The organism is Nostoc sp., from assembly GCF_036917315.1.
Taxonomy (GTDB): Bacteria; Cyanobacteriota; Cyanobacteriia; order Cyanobacteriales; family Nostocaceae; genus Nostoc.
Map to the genome: position 1 here is coordinate 1 of NZ_JBALDR010000032.1, position 20,580 is coordinate 20,580.

General features: G+C 41.7%; 22 protein-coding genes. 11 read left to right on the forward strand and 11 right to left on the reverse strand.

The features are described 5' to 3' along the window. Nucleotides 1-270: 270 nt before the first annotated feature. Nucleotides 271-996 (reverse strand): Uma2 family endonuclease, encoded by a 726-nt coding sequence (locus V7K84_RS14995; protein WP_334839177.1) that lies wholly within the window; start codon nt 994-996, stop codon nt 271-273. A 224-nt stretch (nt 997-1,220) separates the two neighbouring features. Here V7K84_RS14995 and V7K84_RS15000 point away from each other — a divergent pair, with 224 nt between their 5' ends. Next, nucleotides 1,221-2,105 (forward strand): SMP-30/gluconolactonase/LRE family protein, encoded by an 885-nt coding sequence (locus V7K84_RS15000; protein ID WP_334839179.1) that lies wholly within the window; start codon nt 1,221-1,223, stop codon nt 2,103-2,105. A gap of 78 nt (nt 2,106-2,183) precedes the next feature. Here the strand turns inward: V7K84_RS15000 and V7K84_RS15005 are convergent, their stop codons facing one another. The 5 genes from V7K84_RS15005 to pgsA all read right to left on the reverse strand — a co-directional run bounded on the left by V7K84_RS15005 (nt 2,184) and on the right by pgsA (nt 4,016). Beyond that, a complete protein-coding gene (locus tag V7K84_RS15005) occupies nt 2,184-2,444 on the reverse strand; it encodes a hypothetical protein (protein ID WP_334839180.1) in 261 nt (86 codons plus the stop codon). A gap of 236 nt (nt 2,445-2,680) precedes the next feature. Then, entirely contained in the window at nt 2,681-2,923 is a 243-nt protein-coding gene (locus tag V7K84_RS15010; RefSeq protein ID WP_334839225.1) for a CDP-alcohol phosphatidyltransferase family protein, read from the reverse strand. Between the two features lie 36 nt (nt 2,924-2,959). Further along, complete coding sequence (locus tag V7K84_RS15015) at nt 2,960-3,184, reverse strand: type II toxin-antitoxin system HicB family antitoxin (protein ID WP_334780329.1); 225 nt, start codon at nt 3,182-3,184, stop codon at nt 2,960-2,962. Continuing rightward, nucleotides 3,181-3,408 (reverse strand): type II toxin-antitoxin system HicA family toxin, encoded by a 228-nt coding sequence (locus V7K84_RS15020; protein WP_334700682.1) that lies wholly within the window; start codon nt 3,406-3,408, stop codon nt 3,181-3,183. The genes V7K84_RS15015 and V7K84_RS15020 overlap by 4 nt, the downstream gene beginning before the upstream one ends. A gap of 89 nt (nt 3,409-3,497) precedes the next feature. After that, the gene (pgsA, locus tag V7K84_RS15025) at nt 3,498-4,016 is read right to left on the reverse strand and encodes a CDP-diacylglycerol--glycerol-3-phosphate 3-phosphatidyltransferase (protein WP_334839181.1); all 519 of its coding nucleotides are present in this window, start codon (nt 4,014-4,016) and stop codon (nt 3,498-3,500) included. A gap of 130 nt (nt 4,017-4,146) precedes the next feature. On the opposite strand from pgsA, the gene V7K84_RS15030 reads away from it, so the two are divergent. The 7 genes from V7K84_RS15030 to V7K84_RS15060 all read left to right on the forward strand — a co-directional run bounded on the left by V7K84_RS15030 (nt 4,147) and on the right by V7K84_RS15060 (nt 10,537). Further along, a complete protein-coding gene (locus V7K84_RS15030; protein ID WP_334839183.1) occupies nt 4,147-5,568 on the forward strand; it encodes an aspartate ammonia-lyase in 1,422 nt (473 codons plus the stop codon). An 86-nt stretch (nt 5,569-5,654) separates the two neighbouring features. Further along, on the forward strand, nt 5,655-6,626 hold the full coding sequence (locus tag V7K84_RS15035) for a DUF362 domain-containing protein (protein ID WP_334839185.1): 972 nt from the start codon (nt 5,655-5,657) through the stop codon (nt 6,624-6,626). A 1,165-nt stretch (nt 6,627-7,791) separates the two neighbouring features. After that, nucleotides 7,792-7,977, forward strand: coding sequence for a hypothetical protein (locus tag V7K84_RS15040; protein ID WP_334839187.1), 186 nt, complete (start codon nt 7,792-7,794; stop codon nt 7,975-7,977). A 417-nt stretch (nt 7,978-8,394) separates the two neighbouring features. Continuing rightward, entirely contained in the window at nt 8,395-8,907 is a 513-nt protein-coding gene (locus tag V7K84_RS15045; RefSeq protein ID WP_292767096.1) for an inorganic diphosphatase, read from the forward strand. Between the two features lie 146 nt (nt 8,908-9,053). Then, nucleotides 9,054-9,437 carry an aspartate 1-decarboxylase gene (gene panD / locus V7K84_RS15050; RefSeq protein WP_094349223.1) on the forward strand — a complete coding sequence of 128 codons (384 nt, stop codon included), beginning with the start codon at nt 9,054-9,056 and terminating at the stop codon, nt 9,435-9,437. An 11-nt stretch (nt 9,438-9,448) separates the two neighbouring features. Next, nucleotides 9,449-10,351, forward strand: coding sequence for an MBL fold metallo-hydrolase (locus tag V7K84_RS15055; RefSeq protein ID WP_334839189.1), 903 nt, complete (start codon nt 9,449-9,451; stop codon nt 10,349-10,351). A 48-nt stretch (nt 10,352-10,399) separates the two neighbouring features. Beyond that, nucleotides 10,400-10,537, forward strand: a complete 138-nt coding sequence (locus tag V7K84_RS15060) for a hypothetical protein (protein ID WP_334839190.1) — start codon at nt 10,400-10,402, stop codon at nt 10,535-10,537. Between the two features lie 84 nt (nt 10,538-10,621). Here the strand turns inward: V7K84_RS15060 and V7K84_RS15065 are convergent, their stop codons facing one another. The 3 genes from V7K84_RS15065 to V7K84_RS15075 form a co-directional block, all read right to left on the reverse strand. Next, complete coding sequence (locus V7K84_RS15065) at nt 10,622-11,617, reverse strand: WD40 repeat domain-containing protein (RefSeq protein WP_334839191.1); 996 nt, start codon at nt 11,615-11,617, stop codon at nt 10,622-10,624. A gap of 219 nt (nt 11,618-11,836) precedes the next feature. Next, on the reverse strand, nt 11,837-13,051 hold the full coding sequence (locus tag V7K84_RS15070) for an HhoA/HhoB/HtrA family serine endopeptidase (RefSeq protein ID WP_334839192.1): 1,215 nt from the start codon (nt 13,049-13,051) through the stop codon (nt 11,837-11,839). 267 nt (nt 13,052-13,318) lie between these two features. After that, nucleotides 13,319-14,641: a D-alanyl-D-alanine carboxypeptidase gene (locus V7K84_RS15075; protein WP_334839194.1), complete on the reverse strand. Its 1,323-nt coding sequence runs from the start codon at nt 14,639-14,641 to the stop codon at nt 13,319-13,321. 156 nt (nt 14,642-14,797) lie between these two features. On the opposite strand from V7K84_RS15075, the gene V7K84_RS15080 reads away from it, so the two are divergent. Beyond that, on the forward strand, nt 14,798-15,142 hold the full coding sequence (locus V7K84_RS15080) for a hypothetical protein (protein WP_334839195.1): 345 nt from the start codon (nt 14,798-14,800) through the stop codon (nt 15,140-15,142). Nucleotides 15,143-15,346: 204 nt separating this feature from the next. Here the strand turns inward: V7K84_RS15080 and V7K84_RS15085 are convergent, their stop codons facing one another. After that, nucleotides 15,347-16,417 carry an LOG family protein gene (locus V7K84_RS15085; RefSeq protein WP_334839196.1) on the reverse strand — a complete coding sequence of 357 codons (1,071 nt, stop codon included), beginning with the start codon at nt 16,415-16,417 and terminating at the stop codon, nt 15,347-15,349. A gap of 792 nt (nt 16,418-17,209) precedes the next feature. Between V7K84_RS15085 and V7K84_RS15090 the strand changes: the two genes are divergently transcribed. After that, entirely contained in the window at nt 17,210-18,037 is an 828-nt protein-coding gene (locus tag V7K84_RS15090) for a GNAT family N-acetyltransferase (RefSeq protein WP_334839197.1), read from the forward strand. Here V7K84_RS15090 and V7K84_RS15095 read toward each other — a convergent pair. Then, nucleotides 18,011-18,343, reverse strand: a complete 333-nt coding sequence (locus tag V7K84_RS15095; protein WP_334839198.1) for an EAL domain-containing protein — start codon at nt 18,341-18,343, stop codon at nt 18,011-18,013. The genes V7K84_RS15090 and V7K84_RS15095 overlap by 27 nt on opposite strands. 197 nt (nt 18,344-18,540) lie before the next feature. Here V7K84_RS15095 and V7K84_RS15100 point away from each other — a divergent pair, with 197 nt between their 5' ends. Continuing rightward, nucleotides 18,541-20,199 (forward strand): glycosyltransferase family 39 protein, encoded by a 1,659-nt coding sequence (locus tag V7K84_RS15100; protein ID WP_334839199.1) that lies wholly within the window; start codon nt 18,541-18,543, stop codon nt 20,197-20,199. Nucleotides 20,200-20,580 lie beyond the last annotated feature (381 nt).

Sequence of the window (20,580 nt, forward strand, 5' to 3'; positions counted from 1 at the left end):
TCACAATTATTCTGCTCACTGATTACTGCCTTCTTTGATGAGGGGTAAGACCCCTCATTTATTCGCCAACAGTCTCATAGAATTCGCGGCTACACTGGCATTGTCCGCCTCCGCGGACTAAGGTCAAATTAAGGGTTTGAAACCCACGGAGGTGGGTTTTGTATTTCGACTCCGGCTCCATCGAGCGAAGTCGAGATGCTCAACACAAGTTTGTGTAGACGGGGTTTCTAACTGCCCGTTTCGCTTAAGTTGACTGATGCGATCGCGTTTTCATAACTCATTAGGGTTAACGCCTAATTCGCGCAGTTGTGCTGCTAATCTGTTAGCACGTTGACTTTCTCGTTCTAGCGGCGTGGGAAGCCAGTTCCCGGATGCATCATACCAACGTAGCCACAATAGCTCAATTCCTTGGTAAGAACCTTGCCAAAGTCCTAAGCCGAGTTCCAAACCCGGCATCCACACCCGTGGAGTACTCAAGTCCAATTCGCTGTAACTATCTGCAACTAATTGGAATACTTGGAGTTTGTCAGTGTAGCGGTCAAAAACAATGTAGTAAGGAACTCGCAAAATCCGTTCATAAACTTCCCATTTGGTCGGCGGTTGGTTAATCTCCCGCAGAGTTTGTCCTAAGTCTTCTTTTTCAGTGCCAGGAGAAAGCAATTCTACCACTACAAAAGGAGCAACTCCTTCTTGCCAAATAACATAACTCAGACGCAAGTTTTGCTGTTCGTAGAGACGTGAAACTCCCACAGCAGCAAACCAGTCCGGGCGTTTGTACCACAGTGTATGCCGCAGGTCATAGTAAAGGTTTAAGTCACTGGCAACAAATACTTCCTCTGCTGGATAGTTAGGTGGACAGAAGGTTTCGCGCAGAAGTTGGGGCTGAAAAAGGTGAAATTCGTCAGGCAAACCAGAGTCCTCCGGGTATTCACTGGGAAGATCGTACATCGTTGGTAGGACTTCTTTGGGAGAGAGAGGCGGGTCTGTTTGGTACATAACGGGAATCTTGACCGACTAATTTTAAGTTAACGGATCGCAGTAAAGGTTGAGTCAAAATCAAAAATATTTTCTTCTACCTGGGGAAGACGCAATTTATCGCGTCTTTAGTCTTTACTGAAACAGGAATGAAAATTTTCTTTATTAGTCAAGGCAAATGTTTTTTAGAATTGCTTGAAGGCTACTGAAACTAGTTTCTGTAAATACTATTGTTGGTTGATAAAATGAGCCAGGTTTTACAATATCCACTCCAGAATGTATTAGAAGCCCGTGCCCGCTTGGGCGAAGGGCCCATCTGGGATTCTACCCAAAACCTACTGTACTGGATCGATATTTACAACCATCGGGTACATCAGTTCAATCCTGCTACGGGGAAAGACTTGTTTTTTAATGTGGGAGATGTCGTAGGTGCGATCGCAACAGCAGGTAAAGATAGGTTAATTATGGCACTGCGTCATCACTTGGCATTCCTCAACACCCAGACAGGTGAAGTTACTCCCATTTTGGAAATTGAAGGAAATCTGTCAGATAACCGTCTGAATGATGGCAAATGTGACTCTCAAGGACGTTTTTGGATCGGCTCAATGTGTTCTTTGGAAAAACCCCAGGCTAGCCTCTATCGCTACGATCGTGACGGTTCATTGTATGTGATTGAAACGGGTTTGACTATCTCTAATGGTCTGGGGTGGAGTCCCGATGAAAAAACGTTTTACTTGAGTGATTCTCCTCACAAAAAGATATATGCTTACGACTTTGATTCAGTAACGGGTAGCATTACTAATCGCCGGATTTTTGTTGATTTAACTCATGAATCGTTCTACCCAGATGGTTTGACAATAGATACTCAAGGAAATATTTGGTCAGCTATGTGGGATGGATGGTGTGTAATTCGTTTCAACTCTAAGGGTGAAGAGATATTGCGGATCAATTTACCAGTGCAATTACCAACCAGTTGCACTTTTGGCGGCGAAGATTTGCAAACACTTTATATCACTACAGCTTCAGTTGGACTCAGCCAAGGGGAGATAGAAAAAAGTTTCTACTCAGGTGATTTGTTTGCTCTCCAAACTGATGTTACTGGCTTACCTAGCTATGATTTTGAGAAATAAAGTAGTAGCTGTGTCAAGGTGAGACGCTAAATTGCCTCTCATATTTGTTCAACTCGACTCTTTATTTGTTTGCGAATTCTAAAAATTCCGAGTTTTAAACTTTTGATCTTGAAGTTCCGAGTTCAAAGGTGCAACTTCCGAGTTCAAAGGTGCAACTTCCGAGTTCAGAGGCTCAACTTCCGAGTTTAAAGGTGCAACTTCCGAGTTCAGAGGTGCAACTTCCGAGTTCAGAGGCTCAACTTCCGAGTTCAGAGGTTCAACTTCTTCCTTCAGAGGTTCAACTTCCGAGTTCAGAGGCTCAACTTCCGAGTTGAAAGAGACTTCCAAATAAAAAAACATCAGTCCAGTGGAGCTTTTTTGGTTTAACTTTGTACTTAAAGGTATATTTTCCCTAGTTGGAATTTGTGGTAAAAGGTAAATTGCTCCAGATATTAACGTCAAGGCAACAGAGTGCTAATAATTAGGGTAAGGATTGGGTGAAGAAGGCAGGAGGCAGGAGGCAGGAGGCAGGAGGTTGCAATCAGTGTAGGCTGACAACGTACTTTTTATCTTCATCAGACCACTGAATTACAATACTATATTGTCGTTTCATTAGTGCTAGCTTTTTGCGGCAAAAGATAAATACCCCCAGAGATTAAAGTCAAGGCGACAGAAACCCAAAAGGCAATCAGAGAGGGAGTTTGCCAGACTTCAGGTAGGGGTGCAATCAGAAGTGCGATCGCAACTATTTGACTAACAGTTTTGAGTTTACCCCAAATATTCGCCCCCATAATTGTCGTTTGATTCACCCGCCAACCAGCGATCGCTAATGTGAGAATAAAGTTAGTTACGGCTGCTAATAATTAGGATGAGGATTACACAAACTGAAAGGAAACATTTGCAGTCAAAGGCTCTGGCAGTGGTTTTCCTTGTGCTTGGTAATCTTCAATCAAAAGTTCTAGTACTTCCTCACCATTATTGAGAGCATCTGCGTAGGTATCTCCATGAGTGTGTGCATAGGGGCCAAACTCAGGTAGGCTGACGATGTATTTTTTATCTTCTATCGACCACTGAATTAGAATACTATATTGTGGTTTCACTCCTGTTCTCCTTTGTCTTCTTCCTCTAATTGTTTTATTTCTATAAGCGCATTTCTAACAACTTTTTCCTGATAACGATCTGCATCTGCTCCGTCTTTGCCAGACAAAGTGAGGCTGTAAACTAATAAAGGATGACTCCATACTGTGTGACTGCCTTTACCGCTTCTATAAGTAAATCCAGTTTTTAGGAGCATTGCTTTTAGTTCCCGAATTTTCTTAGGCACTATTAGAAATTTCTAACGTAGCTACAAATATTTTGTCATGATTATCTGGAAAAATCCCAGACCTATTAGGAACGATACAGTAGATGTTTTCAATCAGCCATGCTAGCTTTTTGCGGCAAAAGATAAATACCCCCAGAGATTAAAGTCAAGGCGACAGAAATCCAAAAGGCAATCAGAGAGGGAGTTTGCCAGACTTCAGGTAGGGGTGCAATCAGAAGTGCGATCGCTACTATTTGACTAACCGTTTTGAGTTTACCCCAAATGTTCGCCCCGGTAATTGTCGTTTGATTCACCCGCCAACCAGCGATCGCTAATTCCCGCGCTAAAATCAAAAACACTCCCCAAGCTGGAACTTTTCCTAGTTCAATCAAAACCAGCAACGGCGCAAGTACCAGAAATTTATCCACTAAGGGATCGAGAAACTTTCCCAACTCACTGATTTGGTTGAGTTTACGCGCTAAATAGCCATCTAACCAATCAGTTAACGCCGCAACGATAAAAATCGCCAAACATATCCACCTAGCTTGTGGTGTGGGATTGTACAAGCCATAAAGCAGAAATGGTACACCCAGAAGGCGAGAGAAGGTAATCCAGTTGGGTAAAGTCATGCAAAATTAAAAATTAACAAGTGTAAAGCAACAAACAGCCAAGGAAATATGCAAAATATATGCAGATTAGTGTATCTGAGTGTACCTGCGTGGGAAAATCTGTTTTCTGTAGCTCTCTTAAAACAATACTATGACTGAACACACAGACTCCCAATTCCGCATCGAACGCGATTCGATGGGCGATCGCCAAATTGCTAGTAGCGTTTATTACGGCATTCAAACGCTACGGGCTATCGAAAACTTCCCTATTAGCGGCATCAAGCCTTTAGCTACCTACGTAGATGCCGGATTAATAATTAAAAAAGCTACAGCAATTGTCAATGGAGAACTAAATTGCATTCCCCAAGATATTAGTCAGGCGATTGTGCAAGCAACTGATGAAATCTTAGCTGGTAAGTTCCGCGATCAATTTGTTGTGGATGTTTATCAGGCGGGTGCTGGAACATCCCACCACATGAATATCAACGAAGTTTTGGCAAATCGCGCCTTAGAAATACTTGGTGAAGAAAAGGGCAATTACAAACGTGTTAGTCCTAATGACCACGTTAATTATGGGCAGTCTACCAATGATGTGATTCCGACTGCAATTCGCATTGGTGGATTATTGGCATTATCTAAGACATTACACCCAGCTTTAGATGGTGCGATCGCATCTTTAGAAAACAAAGCTGTAGAATTTCAAGATATTGTCAAATCTGGCAGAACCCACTTACAAGACGCTGTACCTGTGCGTTTGGGTGAAAATTTTCGGGCTTGGGCGCAAATTCTTACAGAACACCAAAACCGGATTTACACCGCCTCTGGAGATTTGATGGTGCTGGGTTTGGGAGGTAGCGCAGCCGGAACGGGATTAAATACTCATCCTTTATATCGCGCCCGTGTGGTAGAAGTTCTTTCAGAATTGATTGATACTCCTTTAGAACCTGCACCGCATCTCATGGCAGCCATGCAGAGTATGGCACCATTTGTAAATGTTTCCGGTGCTTTACGCAACTTAGCGCAGGATTTAGTCAAAATATCTCACGATTTACGGTTGATGGATTCGGGGCCAAAAACAGGCTTGAAAGAAATTCAACTGCCTCCAGTGCAACCCGGTTCCTCGATTATGCCAGGGAAATATAACCCAGTCATGGCAGAGATGACATCAATGGTGTGCTTTCAGGTGATGGGTTATGACAGTGCGATCGCTTTAGCCGCACAAGCCGGACAATTAGAATTAAATGTGATGATGCCACTGATTGCCTATGACTTAATTCACAGTATCGAAATTCTTGGTAATACCATCGCTGCACTCACCGAACGCTGCATTGAGGGAATTACTGCCAATCGGGAACGCTGTTTAGCTTATGCCGAAGGCAGTTTAGCTTTAGTAACTGCACTAAATACCCACATCGGTTATTTAAATGCCGCAGCTGTCGCCAAAGAATCTTTAGAAACTGGTAAATCTCTGCGACAAATTGTTTTAGAACGAGGATTAATGAGTGAAACAGATTTAGCCACAGTGTTAAATCTAGAACAAATGAGTGGTATCTTACCGCTCAAAACAGAATAATAGGTTATGGGTTATGGGTTACAGGTTATAGGTTACTAGCCTCTATTGCCTGTTCCCTGTCCCCTATTCCCTATCCCCTACCTATCATGCAGACTCAAAAACCAGCTGTTAGTCTCATTCGGGCTACATCTTACGAACGAGAGGCTTTACGAGAATCCTTAGTTACGCTGCTGGAACCTTTTGGAGGAATGGCAGCGTTTGTAAAAAAAGGCGATCGCGTTTTACTCAAACCGAATCTACTTACAGGCTCGCGTCCTGGTAAAGAATGTATCACCCGTGCCGAACTAGTTTATGAAGTTGCCCAAATGGTAATTGAGGTTGGCGGTAAGCCATTTTTGGGCGATAGTCCTGCTTTTGGTAGTGCCAAGGGCGTAGCAATAGCAAATGGCTATCTGCCTATTCTAGAAGAACTCAATCTTCCCATCATCGATTTTCACGGTCAGCGTTACCAAACCGTCAGTGACAATTTTAACCATCTGCGGCTGTCTAAAGAAGCAATGGAAGCAGACGTAGTGATTAACCTACCGAAAGTTAAATCACATGCCCAGTTGACATTAACACTGGGCGTAAAAAACCTGTTTGGTTGTGTCCCCGGCAAAATGAAAGCTTGGTGGCACATGGAAGCGGGAAAAGACGCAAATAGATTTGGTGAAATGTTAGTAGAAACTGCCAGAGCTATTAACCCTGACTTAACCATATTAGATGGCATCATCGGTCATGAAGGTAATGGCCCCAGCAACGGGGAACCTCGCCAACTGGGCATTTTAGCAGCCGCATCAGATATATTTGCCTTAGATCGGGCAATGGTGGAAATCCTCAATGTTTCTCCTGAACAAGTGCCCACAGTTGCAGCTTCTCAAAGGCTAGGAGTTTGTCCAGAACTTGCTGCCATCGAGTTTCCGCATTTAAATCCTGACTTATTAAAAATAGAAGATTGGCGACTACCAGAGAAGTTAATGCCCATTGATTTTGGTATGCCCCGCGTCATTAAATCTACGTTTAAGCATCTTTACACGCGATTTATCAAGGAACCAATCAGTGTTTATGGAAGAGAGTGAGGAAGAAGCAGGGGAGTACCCGGATTTCTCACGCATAGTGTAGGCAGAGGAGTGTGGGGAGTGTGGGGAGTATGGGGGGTAAGACTTCTTCTCCATACTCCCACACCTCCCACACCATTTGGATTTCTCTCTTGTGAGAAATCCAGGAGCAGCACTTCTCTACGAGAGGCTGCGCTCAGTGACTGAGGAGAAGTTGCAGTAAGTCTTTCCCCTCTGCCCAATCCCCAATCCCCAATTTAGTGCAAACGTCGTTACAGCAATTTCATTTATTGGCAGAGTAATCTGTAATTACCCTCCGATTGCTTAAGCAAACCGCCCTATTATATTTAGTGGCGGTTTTTTTAGCTGATTAATTTGTTATACAATTTTTCGTCTGAGATTTTAATTTATCCAAAAAGTTATACGGATTTAGAATGTGGAAATTGGGATTGGGTATTTTGTTCAGATATGAGGAAAGTTTGGTAATAACCCACTAAATGTCTATGCCACCTTCTAAAACTTTTTTTACTCTACCTTTATATAGATTGACAAAATTGCTGGGATATTACACAGATTGCAAAATTGAAATTATTAAATATTTGTTTAGTGATATCACTGAATCCATTCTCCCTTATAGAGTTGATGTATCTGTATTTATTCGGTAGTTATCATTGGTTGCAAAAATCATTACAACCTATTTCTTCTCTGGTGTCAAATATTTTTGTGTATAACTACCATATAACAATCAAAAATACTGAATATCTATCAGTGCAATTGCGGTTTTGTGTCCTGTATCACAAATTAGCAATTCCAGTAAAATGACCTTATCAAAGGCGTTGTACGATGTTATAATCATGAAGTATCGGACAAATATGTTTTGCTAATTAATCTTTAATCAGCGAAAAAATGTAACTTATGATGCTGTCAAAGTTTGCTTTGCGTATGCAACCGGTTACACCATACAGGGAAACATCTGAAAATATTAATTACAAAATAAAACGTGATTTGTTTAGTTGTAACTTTGTATTAAGAAGTCCATGTATAAAAAGGCTACTATGACAGTTGTATAACTGGTTTAAATTGTAGAATGCTACACATTTTACAGTTTAAAAATAGCTAAAATAGCATTAATACTCTCACTCAGAGAGTCAACCTACACAGTGTTACGAAGAACTTCAATTTTTGTATGAATTCAAATAGCCAGTCTGCCAATGCCGCTACATATTCCCAACGTTTGGCAGACATTGTGGGAACTGCGATCGCTCTGTTGACTCTTACCCTACCCGTATTTGTCATCGCCCACTATTCTTCAACTAATGTTCAAAATAACCAGCAACCTCTGATCCAAAACATACAAGGAAATCAAGATTGATCGAGCTTCACAGCTGCATTTCCTCATGAGGAGACCTACAAAAAAGCAGAACACCGATTTTGTAGACAATCTCTGTAGATGTGGATGTAGTTCGTCAAGAATAAGCTAAATCTGGATTGTGTGACTCCAGATTTGAGTTGTCTTAACAAAGTTAGGACAGAAATCTTTCTAACAACAATTAAGGGCGGAGGATATCCATAATACCCTCTTGGAAAAAGCGTTGCGAAGTTTGCTCGTAACGCTTTTTCTATTTTTTAGCTAATTCAAGGGAATAGGTTACATCTGAAAGTTTCTTCCCCAGTACCCTATCCATAGAACAAATACCTTGGGAAGAGATCCATATTGCCCTAAAATTCTACACGGGGAGCGAAGCTGACTGAGTGCCCCCATGATTCACCGTTATCAGAGGAGTTTTTTGTGGACTTATCTCGTATTCCTGCCCAACCGAAACCGGGTCTAATCAACGTTCTCATTGAAATTACTGGCGGAAGTAAAAATAAATACGAATACGACAAGGAACTAGAAGCTTTTGCTCTAGACCGAGTACTTTATTCCTCGGTACAATATCCTTATGACTACGGCTTTGTACCTAATACTTTGGCTGATGATGGCGATCCCCTAGATGGTATGGTCATAATTGACGAACCGACCTTTCCAGGCTGTGTTATTGCCGCGCGACCGATTGGCTTCTTGGAGATGATTGACGGTGGCGATCGCGATGAAAAAATCCTTTGTGTTCCTGACAAAGATCCGCGCTACACTCAAGTAAAATCCCTGAAAGACGTAGCACCACACCGCTTAGATGAAATTGCTGAATTTTTCCGTAGTTATAAAAATTTGGAAAAAAAGGTGACTGAAATTCTCGGTTGGCAAGATGTGGACAAGGTTGCAGCTTTAGTAGAAAAATCCGTCAAAGCTTATAGAGGATAATAGAGGAGTTAAGAGTTAAGAGTTAGGAGTTAAGAGTTAAGAGTTATGAATTTTTATTCCTAACTCCTCACTCCTAGCTCCTCACTTCACTTTGCTAACTTTCCCTTGTTACGGATTTTAAAATCTGCCACCAACCCCAAACTAGAATGCAGCGTACTCTCCTTTTGGCAAAAATTCATAACTGCACCCTTACGGGGGCGAATATCAACTACGTGGGTAGTATCAGCATTGATGAAATCCTTTTGGAAAAAGCTGGTATCTTACCTTATGAGCAGGTGCAAGTAGTTAATAGTGCCAACGGTCAGCGCTTTATTACTTATGCGATCCCCGCTCTAGCTCATTCAGGAATCATTGAGCTAAATGGAGGTGCGGCACGTCTAGGCATTATTGGCGATCGCTTGATTATAATGACTTACGGGCAGTTTACTCCAGAAGAGTTAAAAAGTTACTCTCCTACGGTAGTCATTGTGGACGAAAAAAACAGGTTGTTGGAAGTGCGGCGCTACGATGACCTGCTCACTAAGGTCTAATTTCAAGGAAAATGTCAAATTTTGAGTTGTCGGATTCCCAGAGCTACATAAGAGAAAAGTCATCTACCCTGCCAAGTAGCCCAGCAGGTGAATTTATCGTGCAATTCTGGGGTGTCAGAGGTTTGATTCCCACTCCCAGTAGCAACACCAATCGTTATGGTGGTAATACCGCTTGTGTAGAAATACATGTAGCTGGGAAACGCTTAATTTTTGATGGCGGTACTGGCTTACGCATATTGGGTAAAACTTGGCAAGAACTGCAACAGCCACTAGAAGCCCATTTATTTTTTACCAACTGCCAATCAAACCGAATTCAAGGATTTCCCTTTTTTGCTCCTGCATTTATTGGGGAAAATTGCTTCCATATTTACGGCACAGCTGCCTCAAATGGAGCTTCAATCAAACAATGTCTGTACGATCAGATGCTCCAGCCACACTTTCCTTACCCTTTACAGGTAATGCAGTCAGAATTGCAATTTTACAATCTGACTCCAGAAAGTGACGTGAAGTTAGATGATGTCACCATTACAACTGCATTAATTAATCAAACTCAGCGGTCAGTTGGCTACCGAGTTACTTGGCAAGAGTATAGTGTTGCCTACATCACAGATTTGCACCAAAATGCCGATCAAGTGGAGCAAGAGAGGATTTTAGAGTTTATTAAAGGCGTTGACTTACTGATTGCCAATGCCACTTATACTCCGCCGACATCTCACAACCATGATTCTGCTGATTTACTCTGGCAAGCTGCGGTGAATGCAGCTCTGAGTGCTGGCGTCAAACGGCTAGCCATTTCTCATCATCACCCAGATGACCATGATGATTTTCTCGATCGGGTGCAAGTCGATATTAAATCTACTTTTCCTCAAGCAATATTAGCCCATGAAGGTCTGGTATTAGTTGTTGGTAAGTGATTTAGACACGATCGAGTTTCTAAGAGCAGTTGATAGTCTAATTCTATCGTGAGTACTCTCGATCGAGTGCTGAAAGACGCTTTGCAACTTTCCCCTGAGCAGCAAGAAACGCCGATCGAGATTCTCCAAAACCGCCACCGCGAAAATCGTGGTGCAGAAATAGCGACGGATGCCAACAAACGCTAGCTGATTTTCACACAGGTAAATTTCGGCATCAGTCAGCCCAAAATGTTATTTCAGCATTACACGGGGTTAGCTAAGACAGATGCTTTAATGATTACGGCAACTTTCATTATTATGCCAAACTTTGATGCTGTCATTAAACGCATAGCTGACAATGGTTTTCCCATCTAGGCTAATTGTGAGATTGTCAATCCTAGACTTATGCCCATACAGTACACAAAGCTGCTGCCTATTTTCTAGATCCCAAACTTCAATTTCGTTAATATTGCCAAGGGCAAGCAGTGAGCCATCAGGTGTCATAGCATTATGAGGCGTACCCGAATCAGGTTCGCGCTGGCTGATACCAAGTGTATAAAGGAATTCCGTGGTTTGTAGATCCCAAATGCCAACGGTCGTTTCTTCACTAGGTTTGTCCCTTTGTGCCACAGCAGCAATGATTTGACCATTTGGGCGAGTTGCAACTGCATCAAGCCAATGCCTACAAACACAATTGGGGAAATGGAGGGAAGAATTTGAAGCTAGAGCATTAAATGTGCTGAGAACTTGCCCATTTTGCCAATCCCAAACTTGAGTTAGGAGATCAGATGCTTGGGCTACCAAAATACTACCATCTGGGCTGGCTAGTAAACAGCGAATTGGAAGATATGCATTTGCAAATAGCAAGGTGCGGAGTAATTGTCCCGTTGAGGATTCAATAATATTAATCTCAATCGTGGCATTCGTACCATAAGGAGCTTTGCAGGTAGCTGAAAATAATACTTTTCCATCAGGAGTAAATGCTAAAGCACTGGAATCTCCTTGAAAACAGAAGACTTCCTCTCCTTTCCAAAAGTCATAGGTTCGGAGATTGCCATACCTATCATTACTGATGATGCTTTTCCAGTCTGGATTTACCAAAGTATTAAAGTGACCATACCGATCTCCATGCAGTTTAAATGAATGGTTGGTATTCCCAGTGGTTAAATCCCAAACCTTGACAACATTGTGAAAACAGCCTACCAGAAGAATTCCATCTGGGCTTAAGCTCAAGCTGTTTAAGTACTCTGAATGAGGTTCGTCAAAGGTATGAAGACATGGAAACATAAACAGACTCTATAAAAGAGTTCAGCGATAATAAATTTTTTAAATTATATATTTGCGTGGAAAAGAAGGTACAATCGGTAAATCTACGTCATTGGGCTGCTGCCGCTAGTAAACGAGGCGGAGCCTCACAGGGGGCATTCCCAGCCAGAGGCTGGGAACGAGAGAAAGCTTTTCTAGAGTGTCTAATATACTTAAGTTGACACCAATAACAGATGCGTTCTACGAAGCATTTTGCAACTCGGCTGTGCGTATTGAAAGCTGTTCTGTCTTATTACCCCGTTGCACTTTTACTTGTAATACTTGACCAAGGCGACTGTCTTCCACAACATTCTGCAATTGTTCAGCACTGGTAATTGCTTTACCATCAACTTGCAGAATTACATCCCCGCGTCGGATACCCGCAGATGCAGCTGGAGAATTGGGGACAACTCGCATAACAAAAACACCATTAATTTCTGGTATCTGAATCGGAGAGTTGGGATCTGTGTTATTTTGCTTGGCGAGATCGGGTGTCAAAGTTAGCATTTGCACGCCCAAGTAGGGGTGAGCAACTTTGCCATCACGTTGCAGTTGGGCGGCGATCGCTTTAGCTTTATCAATAGGAATGGCAAACCCAATACCCATCGCATCAGGGCGAATGGCTGTGTTAATCCCAATTACTTCACCTAGACCATTCAATAGTGGCCCGCCAGAGTTACCAGGGTTAATGGCGGCGTCTGTTTGAATGAAATCCAAGCGTTTGTCACTAATGCCGACTTGGGCGCTGGAACGTTTGAGGGTACTGACAATTCCCAAGGTAACAGTATTATCAAATCCCAAAGGATTACCAACTGCGATCGCCCAGTCTCCTACTTGGACATTGGTGGAAGAACCCAAGGGTGCGACTGGTAAATCGTTACCAGCGTTAATCTTGACTACTGCCAAATCTGTGACTTCATCAATACCCTGAACTTTTCCTTCAAAGGTGCGGCCATCTTTGAGTCGGACTGTTACTTTATCAGCCTTATCGACCACATGAGCATTAGTCAAAACTAACCCGCTCTTGTCAATAATGAAACCTGAGCCTAAACCGCGTAACTGCTCAGAAGGCATCTGTTGGGAGAAACCGTCACCAAAAAACCGACGGAAAAAGGGGTCTTCCATAAATGGATCGACGCGGCGAGTAATTGTTCGCTCAGTATCAATACGGACAACTGCTGAACCAACACGATTAACTGCTGCTGTGACAAAGCTAGTGGTACCGATCGCAGCAGTGGCTGGTGATTGCCGTTGAGCAATTAGATTTGAAGTATCTCCAGGAGTTATTGTGGGTGCTGGTTCGGCTTGGGAGGGTAACACCTGTAATGTGCTAACCGCTAACACAACTCCTAGCGCGATCGCTAAAACATGAGTACTTAGTTGCCGTAGAGACCGAGATATTTTGGGAAATCGCATAATCACAACCTAATTTATAAGCCTAATTGTTGCTTAGTCGTGACAAATCTATTTACAGTTATTTTTATTTCAGGTTTCGCCTGCTCTTTCCAATACTGGGGTGAGGGCATTTTGCGAACTACCTGTAATCAACTTAATAGAAAATTTAACCCAAAAGCTATTATGGACATTACCCTTTACAAGTTCGGTTTTTACCCATCAATAAAACTTTTGGATTGCTAATAAGACTAGTCCGCTCTCTGTTCTAAACTCTAGACTATGGATGAACTAACTTTTGTATAAAATTTCATTCCGATTAGCTGCGCCTAGCTGGGGTAAAGAGTTAATGGCTGAGTGGGGAGTGAGGTTAACAGGAACGGTGAGAGGTAGTTGTAATTGTTTAACAACACTTTGCAAAAGTTGATCTTGTCCAGTCCGCAAACCCCAGACATTTGTCCCACGGTTGATAATAGCAAACCAAACCAAACCGCGATCGCGTGTGGGCATCACTCCCGCTAAGGCGCTCACATCCCGGAGAGTACCAGTTTTGATCACAGTCGCCAAGGGAATGTGTCTGGTGTGTAGTGTCCCCCGATGATCGAATCCAGACATGGGAAACAAGTCAGCCAGATTCAGTTGATGGGCAGATGCCTCAGCTTGAATAGCCATAAACATGGCACAAACAGCCCTGGGGGAAATGCGATTTTCCGGGCCCAGTCCAGAACCATTGATTAACTGGATTTCCGCTTGTGGCACCCTCGCCAGGTTAGCAGCAGTTGATTGGACTACAGTTGCTCCCCCTACTGAATCTGCCAGCATCTCTGCCATATCGTTGTTACTATAAACGTTCATTTCCTTGAGTAGTTGCTTCAAAGGCAATGAGCGATGACGCAGTAACAAAGTTTGTTGAGGGTTTGGTTGCGCCTCAACTTTCACCCCGCCGGAAATCACAACTTGAGGCTTGGGCGTTCCCTTGGGCATGATTGAGTATGTATAAAGAGCGGGACGACCCCAAGTTGCACGATTTAGCGTTTGCTTGAGCATCAGACCGGCTAGCATTGGCTGGCGTTGAAAATTCATGGCAAAACTGCCAGTAACGATCAAATTTCCCTTTACTTGCTTGATGCCCATTTTATTGAGAGTATTACCAAGAGCGATCGCTTCTTCCCAAACAAACAAAGGATCGCCACGGCCTGTAACCACCAAATCGCCCTGCACAACTCCATTTACCACTGGGCCAGTGACACTCACCAAAGTATCAAATTGGTAATCTGGCCCCCAAGTTTTCAAAGCAACTAGTGAAGTGGCAATTTTGGTTAAAGAAGCAGCCGGTAGAGGTGTAGTACCTTGGTGATTCGCCATCAGCATCGGCCCCGACTGCATCCAAATTCCCTGACTCTCAGCCAGATTTTGCGCTACCACCTTTGAGGTGATGAGCTTTTTCAGATATTCCTGCACCGTAGTCGCCCCAGTTGGATTTGGATCGGGGGCAAGAACAAAGCCAGGGCTACTTTGCCAAGTTAGTGCATCTAAGGCATCTAGAGGTTTGATTTGTACCCCAGCCATTTCCAGCCAAAGCGACACCAAACCTGAACCCAATAATTCCAGCATTTTTTATTCCTCTGTTAGGATCTCAAGCGTTGTTTACTGTGCTAATATACAAGCTTTTTTACAATAATCAGTATTGAGTCATAATAACTGGTGTTTTTCTCATCTGTAAGTAGGGTGAATTATATTGTTTTCGTGGCTTGCTTGGACAATGCCAAAATGCCCATTGCTCATGAAGATAGCCGCATGAATATAAAAATATTTTCGATCTGGGGAGAGACTACGCTGTTGGCGATATCGACAACGGACTTTGACGCTTGTACCCCCAGAGGGAAGCAAGGCAAGCTTGCGGTAGCGTCTCCGACAGAGAAGACTCGTTCTAAGCGATCGCATAATCCCAATAGGGTTCGGTTAAGGTTTTTTGATGAAAATTCTAGATCGCTAAATGATGCGATAAATCATCACAAAGACGCGATAAATCGCCGTCTCTACAATAATCAGTCTTTTGTCTTGACGGCGCATCGCGTCTCTTGCCTTAACCTACGCGCAGGGTTCGCAGCCTGATAAGAAAAGGCTTTACGTTGCGCGATCGCTCTTGGTAAGTCTATAACCTTGAAACAAAAAAAGGGAAAGTATTCAAAATTCTCCCCCTTTTTTCCCTTAATAAACTAATCAACATTCAAGTTGCGTAATCAGGGCGAATAAGATGTCCACTCCACAAGATATTGAGAAAATTTTAATCCGCTAATTAGATGTGTTTTAGCTTACCTACTTTCTTTCTGGATGCGCTGCATCCTCTGGTGAAGGAGTACCCATCCGGTTAATTGTGGCAATCATCTGATACAAGCGCCCCAAATCGCGTTGATTGAAGTACAAAATGAGGCGAGGTAGTCCAACAGTTTCATCTTGTGCTTCTTGAGGTAATGCCTGACTTTTTTCAATTCTTCCTTGAATAATAATGTCGCTAAAATCAGCATTAAGTTGTTCTAAAAGAGCGTCTGATATATCTGTCTTCAGGCGGATGACTAACTTCTCGCTTACATAGCGGCTGGAATGATAAACCTGGTAAAAACCGGTGATAGCATCACAAGCCACATCCAGGTTATCTGTCACCGTGTAAAGGCTGGGATCTTCAGGATTGACAAGACCATTTTGCACTAATTGCTTATCAATATATTCGCTCCAAGAGCGCCAGTAATCACCACCAGGGCGATCGATTAAAACTAAAGGTACTGGCCCAAATTTACCAGTTTGGCTTAATGTCATACATTCAAAGGCTTCATCTTGAGTACCAAAGCCTCCCGGAAACAAGGCTACAGCATCACTTTCTTTGAGGAGAAACAGCTTGCGGGTAAAGAAATATTTGAAGTTAATTAGCTTGGGATCGCCCTCTATAAAAGGGTTTGCTTGTTGTTCAAAGGGTAACTGAATGTTTAATCCAAAGGAATTTTCTCGCCCAGCACCTTCATGACCCGCTTGCATAATTCCACCACCACCACCAGTCATCACCATAAATCCTAATTGAGAAATAGCACGAGCAAACTCAAGGGCCATTTGATATTCTGGTCTATCTGGCGCTAGACGGGCAGAACCAAAGATGGTGACTTTGCGAACGTGTCGGTAATCATAAAAAAGCTGGAAACCGCGCTCCATATCTGCTAATGCAGCGGATAATATTTTCCAATCGAGACGCTCAATTTCGTTATCAGCTAGACGAACAATAGTAGTAAGTGCTTGCTGAATAAATTGCCGATTTTTTAATGTCGGTAAACGAACGATCAATTCAGCGATATCCGCCTGTAAAGACTCTAATGTGTCAAACGACGCAGATGAGGTCATGAGAACTGCTGCAACAATGGCATTATATTTTACGTGAACTACTCACACTCTAGCAAGCGGGAATAGCCCTTTGATGTGCAGTTAGCAAATTAATTCAGAACTGGTTTTGAAGCTGAAAATTCTAAAAATCTTTTTGATAAGGCTTGTTGTGATACTTCAACTTTTGAAAACCATAGCAAGTTCTCTCGGTCGACCAATTGACATAACTCCTTCACTGAGGTTAATGGTTGTCACAATATACAGCAGATTTCAAGTTGGTGAGGTACACAAGCTAAGTCTGTTGCCCAAATATAAAGCGTGTTTTACTCCTGAATTCGGAATTCTGTATTTTGAATTTTGTATTCTGCTGTATATCAGGGTTCGTGTAAAATGTTATGACTTACATCTATAGCGTATATCAAAAGAAAATTTTGTATCTTATTGCCAGATTTTTTGGGAATTAATGCCCATAATAAAAGCACTCTAACCCTAATCTAAGAAAGTAAAAAAGCTCTCTAGACCACAATACCGTTCAGTTCAACCTAAAATCCTTGCTAGAGACGTGAAATTGGACTGGGCAACTCTTGGAGACGCGATCGCGAACGCCCCGCTATGCTAACATCTTGCTGCGCTAACGCGTCTTTACAGGTCAAAAATCAGTACAAAAAATCCTTAACCGAAGGGTATTGCTCTAAAGGATGTTTTGTCGAAAACTGTCTCAATTACACTTCGCACATTAATGCATAATGTGAGCTATTTGTATAGTGCCTAAATCCTAGTAGAATATTTTCGCAAATCTAAGTAGGAAGATAGATGGAAGTTTCTGGACGCATCAATTACCCACTGAATCCTCCTCCCCCTCTTGAAGATTTTCCCGTCCTTCAAACTGAAAAATATACCCTACGGCTGGCTTCAACTGAAGAAGAATTAGAATCAATTTTTCGGTTGCGCTTTGAAGTTTTTAATCTTGAACTAGGCTTGGGATTTTCTGCTTCTAACTTTACCCAGATGGATATAGATAAGTTTGATGCGGTTTGCCATCATTTAATTTTAATCTCCAAACATACAGGTAAAACCATTGGAACTTATCGGATGCAGACCTATATAATGGCTTCTCAAAGACTAGGCTTTGATGCTACCGATATATTTAATCTTAATGGAATTCCCAATTCTGTGCTTCAGGTATCGGTAGAAGTTGGGCGTGCATGTATAGCTAAAGAATATCGCAATAGTCAGACACTTTTACTACTTTGGGAAGGGCTGGCAAATTATCTCATTTGGAGTAAAAACCAATATTTCTTTGGTTGTGCATCATTACTCACACAATCTCCTGTGCAAGCTAGTTGCGCTTATGATTATTTTCGGCAGAATAACTTGATGCATCCAAGTATTTTGGTTTACCCAAATTCACAATTTTGCCTAGAACTGACTCAAAATTGTCCAGATTCATCTAATGTTGAGATTCCGAAAATTTTGCAGGCATACTTGAATATTGGAGCTAAAATATGCAGCCTTCCTGCTATTGATCGGCAGTTTAAAACTATTGATTTTTTAACTATATCTAATATTGCAGACTTTGCTAAATGGCGTTATCCAAATCCTCTCAAAAAAACCTTACCACTGAGGATTTTTCATGATTAATGCTACTGCTCCCAGCTTATCTAACGGACGCGAGAAAAAATATTCTTGTCCATATTCACACTTCAACTTCTTCAGAAATGCTAGCTGCTCTTTTGTCTCCACTCCTTCGGCGGTAATATCTATACCTAATTTGTGTGCCAGTGTGATAATTGTCTCAATAATTTCTAAATTATTGCCATTAGTATCTATCGGGCTAAGAAAGGAACGGTCAATTTTCAACACACTAATCGGATGAAGTAATACCAATTTGAAAAATGATTGGCTACACTTAGTGTATTTTACACTCCATTTATATCTCGGTTTCAAAACCAAATCCAGTTTTGCGGGATTTGATACAACCTTGCCCAGGTCTTTTTGTAGTTAATAAAGGAGAGGTGTTGATTGCCAATCTTCCCAATCAAATTTAAAGTCTGGTTGGCGATGTCTACGACGGGCGTAGCTGCGGCACCTCATCCAGCCCACTTAACTAGATGATTTGAGAAAACTTTTTAGGAAACCCACTTATGCGCCATCTCAAATTTGCTCCGAGTTGGTTGCGATTTTTAACTATCTTCTTATTGACGATGGGTATATTGTTTCGCTTTTCTAATCTTGATGGTAAAGTCTTCTGGCAAGATGAAGTTTATGCCTCATTGCGAATTTCTGGTTACACAATTAATGAAGCTAAACAGCAACTTTTTAATAATCGTGTGATTGGCAAAGAAAGTTTTGCTCGGTTTCAAGGTGCAAATCCAGACAAAAGCTTAAATGACACAATTATGTCTTTGGCAAAACAAGATTCTCAGCATCCACCGTTGTATTACATAATAGCCAGATTATGGATGGAAATATTTGGTAATTCGGTGACGGCGATTAGAAGTTTATCTGCCTGCATTAGTTTGCTGGTTTTCCCTTGTGTTTATTGGCTATGCCGAGAATTATTTGATGTGCCATTATCAGTTCCTGGTGTTGCGATGCCTGCGGCGGGCGTAGCCATCGCACTCATGGCTATCTCTCCAATTCACCTAGTATACGCCCAAGAAGCACAAGAATATATTCTTTGGTTAGTCACCATTTTACTATCCAGTGCGTCTCTACTGCGAGCCATACGGCTAGAAGATGAGCTAGCAAAGGAACGACAAAAACCCGATTTATTCGCTATCTGGAGCATTTATGCAGTCACTTTAGCTATGAGTCTTTATACATTTATTTGGAGTGCATTTGTCGCAGTTGCTCATGGAATTTATGTGATGATAACTGCCAAATTTAAGTTTACTGAAACTGTGAGAACTTATCTGCTAGCATCACTAGTCGGTTTTTTAGCTTTTATGCCTTGGATAACAGTTGTAATTGGTGAAGTTTTTCAATTTTTGATTTCAGCAGATAAAACAACAACGCAGTCAGATTTAATACCTATCTTTCCATTTTTATTGATGCAGTTAAGCAGGATTTTTTTTGATATAGACCTTAGAACCGAAAATTATCTAGGCTATTTAATTGCACTAGCTTTTTTAACTTTGGTAGGATATTCAATTTATTTTATTTGTCAATCAACTAACTATAAAACTTGGTCTTTTATCATCACGTTAATTGTAGTACCAGCATTACCCCTAATACTGCCAAATTTAATTGTTGGGAGTATACGATCGTCTACCGAACCATATTTAATCCCATCTTATTTAGGAATCCAATTAGCTGTCGCCTATTTACTAACTACGCAACTATATAATGGGAGCGGATCGCGTCGGAGCTTTTGGCCCATAATCATGACATTAGTGATTATTTGTGGTTTGATTTCTTCTAAGGTGAGTTCACAGGCAGAAACTTGGTGGAATAAGGGTATGAATTATGGCAATCCCCAAGTTGCCCAAATCATTAATGAGAGTAATCGTCCACTTTTGATTAGTGATGTTTTTAGCAATAATTATGGTAATGTCTTTTCTTTAAGCTATCTTTTGGAACCAAAAGTGCGATTTTTGTTGGTGAACAATCAAAAAATTCCTAAAATTCCTGATGGATTTACTGATGTGTTTTTACTTAATCCTTCAGAGGCTTGGGGCAAAACCATAGAAAAAAAGTATAAATTCAAGACAGAGATTGTTTATAGCGATCGCTATTATTCAATCTGGAAATTGGCTAAAACTCGTAATTTGCGACGACGTAATATCTCACCTAATAATTAACGATCTGCCGAGCGATCGACTAGGTAAACAATTCTTCCATAGCTGCCAACTCTTGATAAGTTCTTTATTGCACAGATCGGTCTGCTTGAAGTACATAAATCCACTTTTCCCACTTCACTAAACAAGTATTTTTGTAGCTAAATATACAATTTTATCTTGGACAAAAAACTACTGAGTCTAATTACTCCCTCTGCTACTTGACTAACTCACTCTCTACCATTAAAATCCACTACTGTGGAAACTTTGCCAGCAATTTCTTGATAAATATCACAAGTGCCGGATTAACTTCCAGCACTCGTGTAAGAACTTAAACCCCCGATTTTATACAGAATTTACCGCCACTTTAAGTTTCTGCATAGGTAGAGATTGGACATTTGACTG

Bases quoted from the DNA above. Each gene is read 5' to 3' on its own strand.
- V7K84_RS14995 (WP_334839177.1), bottom strand. From the start codon at position 996: ATGTACCAAACAGACCCGCCTCTCTCTCCCAAAGAAGTCCTACCAACG.
- V7K84_RS15000 (WP_334839179.1), top strand. From the start codon at position 1,221: ATGAGCCAGGTTTTACAATATCCACTCCAGAATGTATTAGAAGCCCGT.
- V7K84_RS15005 (WP_334839180.1), bottom strand. From the start codon at position 2,444: ATGTTTTTTTATTTGGAAGTCTCTTTCAACTCGGAAGTTGAGCCTCTG.
- pgsA (WP_334839181.1), bottom strand. From the start codon at position 4,016: ATGACTTTACCCAACTGGATTACCTTCTCTCGCCTTCTGGGTGTACCA.
- V7K84_RS15030 (WP_334839183.1), top strand. From the start codon at position 4,147: ATGACTGAACACACAGACTCCCAATTCCGCATCGAACGCGATTCGATG.
- V7K84_RS15035 (WP_334839185.1), top strand. From the start codon at position 5,655: ATGCAGACTCAAAAACCAGCTGTTAGTCTCATTCGGGCTACATCTTAC.
- V7K84_RS15040 (WP_334839187.1), top strand. From the start codon at position 7,792: ATGAATTCAAATAGCCAGTCTGCCAATGCCGCTACATATTCCCAACGT.
- panD (WP_094349223.1), top strand. From the start codon at position 9,054: ATGCAGCGTACTCTCCTTTTGGCAAAAATTCATAACTGCACCCTTACG.
- V7K84_RS15055 (WP_334839189.1), top strand. From the start codon at position 9,449: ATGTCAAATTTTGAGTTGTCGGATTCCCAGAGCTACATAAGAGAAAAG.
- V7K84_RS15065 (WP_334839191.1), bottom strand. From the start codon at position 11,617: ATGTTTCCATGTCTTCATACCTTTGACGAACCTCATTCAGAGTACTTA.
- V7K84_RS15070 (WP_334839192.1), bottom strand. From the start codon at position 13,051: ATGCGATTTCCCAAAATATCTCGGTCTCTACGGCAACTAAGTACTCAT.
- V7K84_RS15075 (WP_334839194.1), bottom strand. From the start codon at position 14,641: ATGCTGGAATTATTGGGTTCAGGTTTGGTGTCGCTTTGGCTGGAAATG.
- V7K84_RS15080 (WP_334839195.1), top strand. From the start codon at position 14,798: ATGCCCATTGCTCATGAAGATAGCCGCATGAATATAAAAATATTTTCG.
- V7K84_RS15085 (WP_334839196.1), bottom strand. From the start codon at position 16,417: ATGACCTCATCTGCGTCGTTTGACACATTAGAGTCTTTACAGGCGGAT.
- V7K84_RS15090 (WP_334839197.1), top strand. From the start codon at position 17,210: ATGGAAGTTTCTGGACGCATCAATTACCCACTGAATCCTCCTCCCCCT.
- V7K84_RS15100 (WP_334839199.1), top strand. From the start codon at position 18,541: ATGCGCCATCTCAAATTTGCTCCGAGTTGGTTGCGATTTTTAACTATC.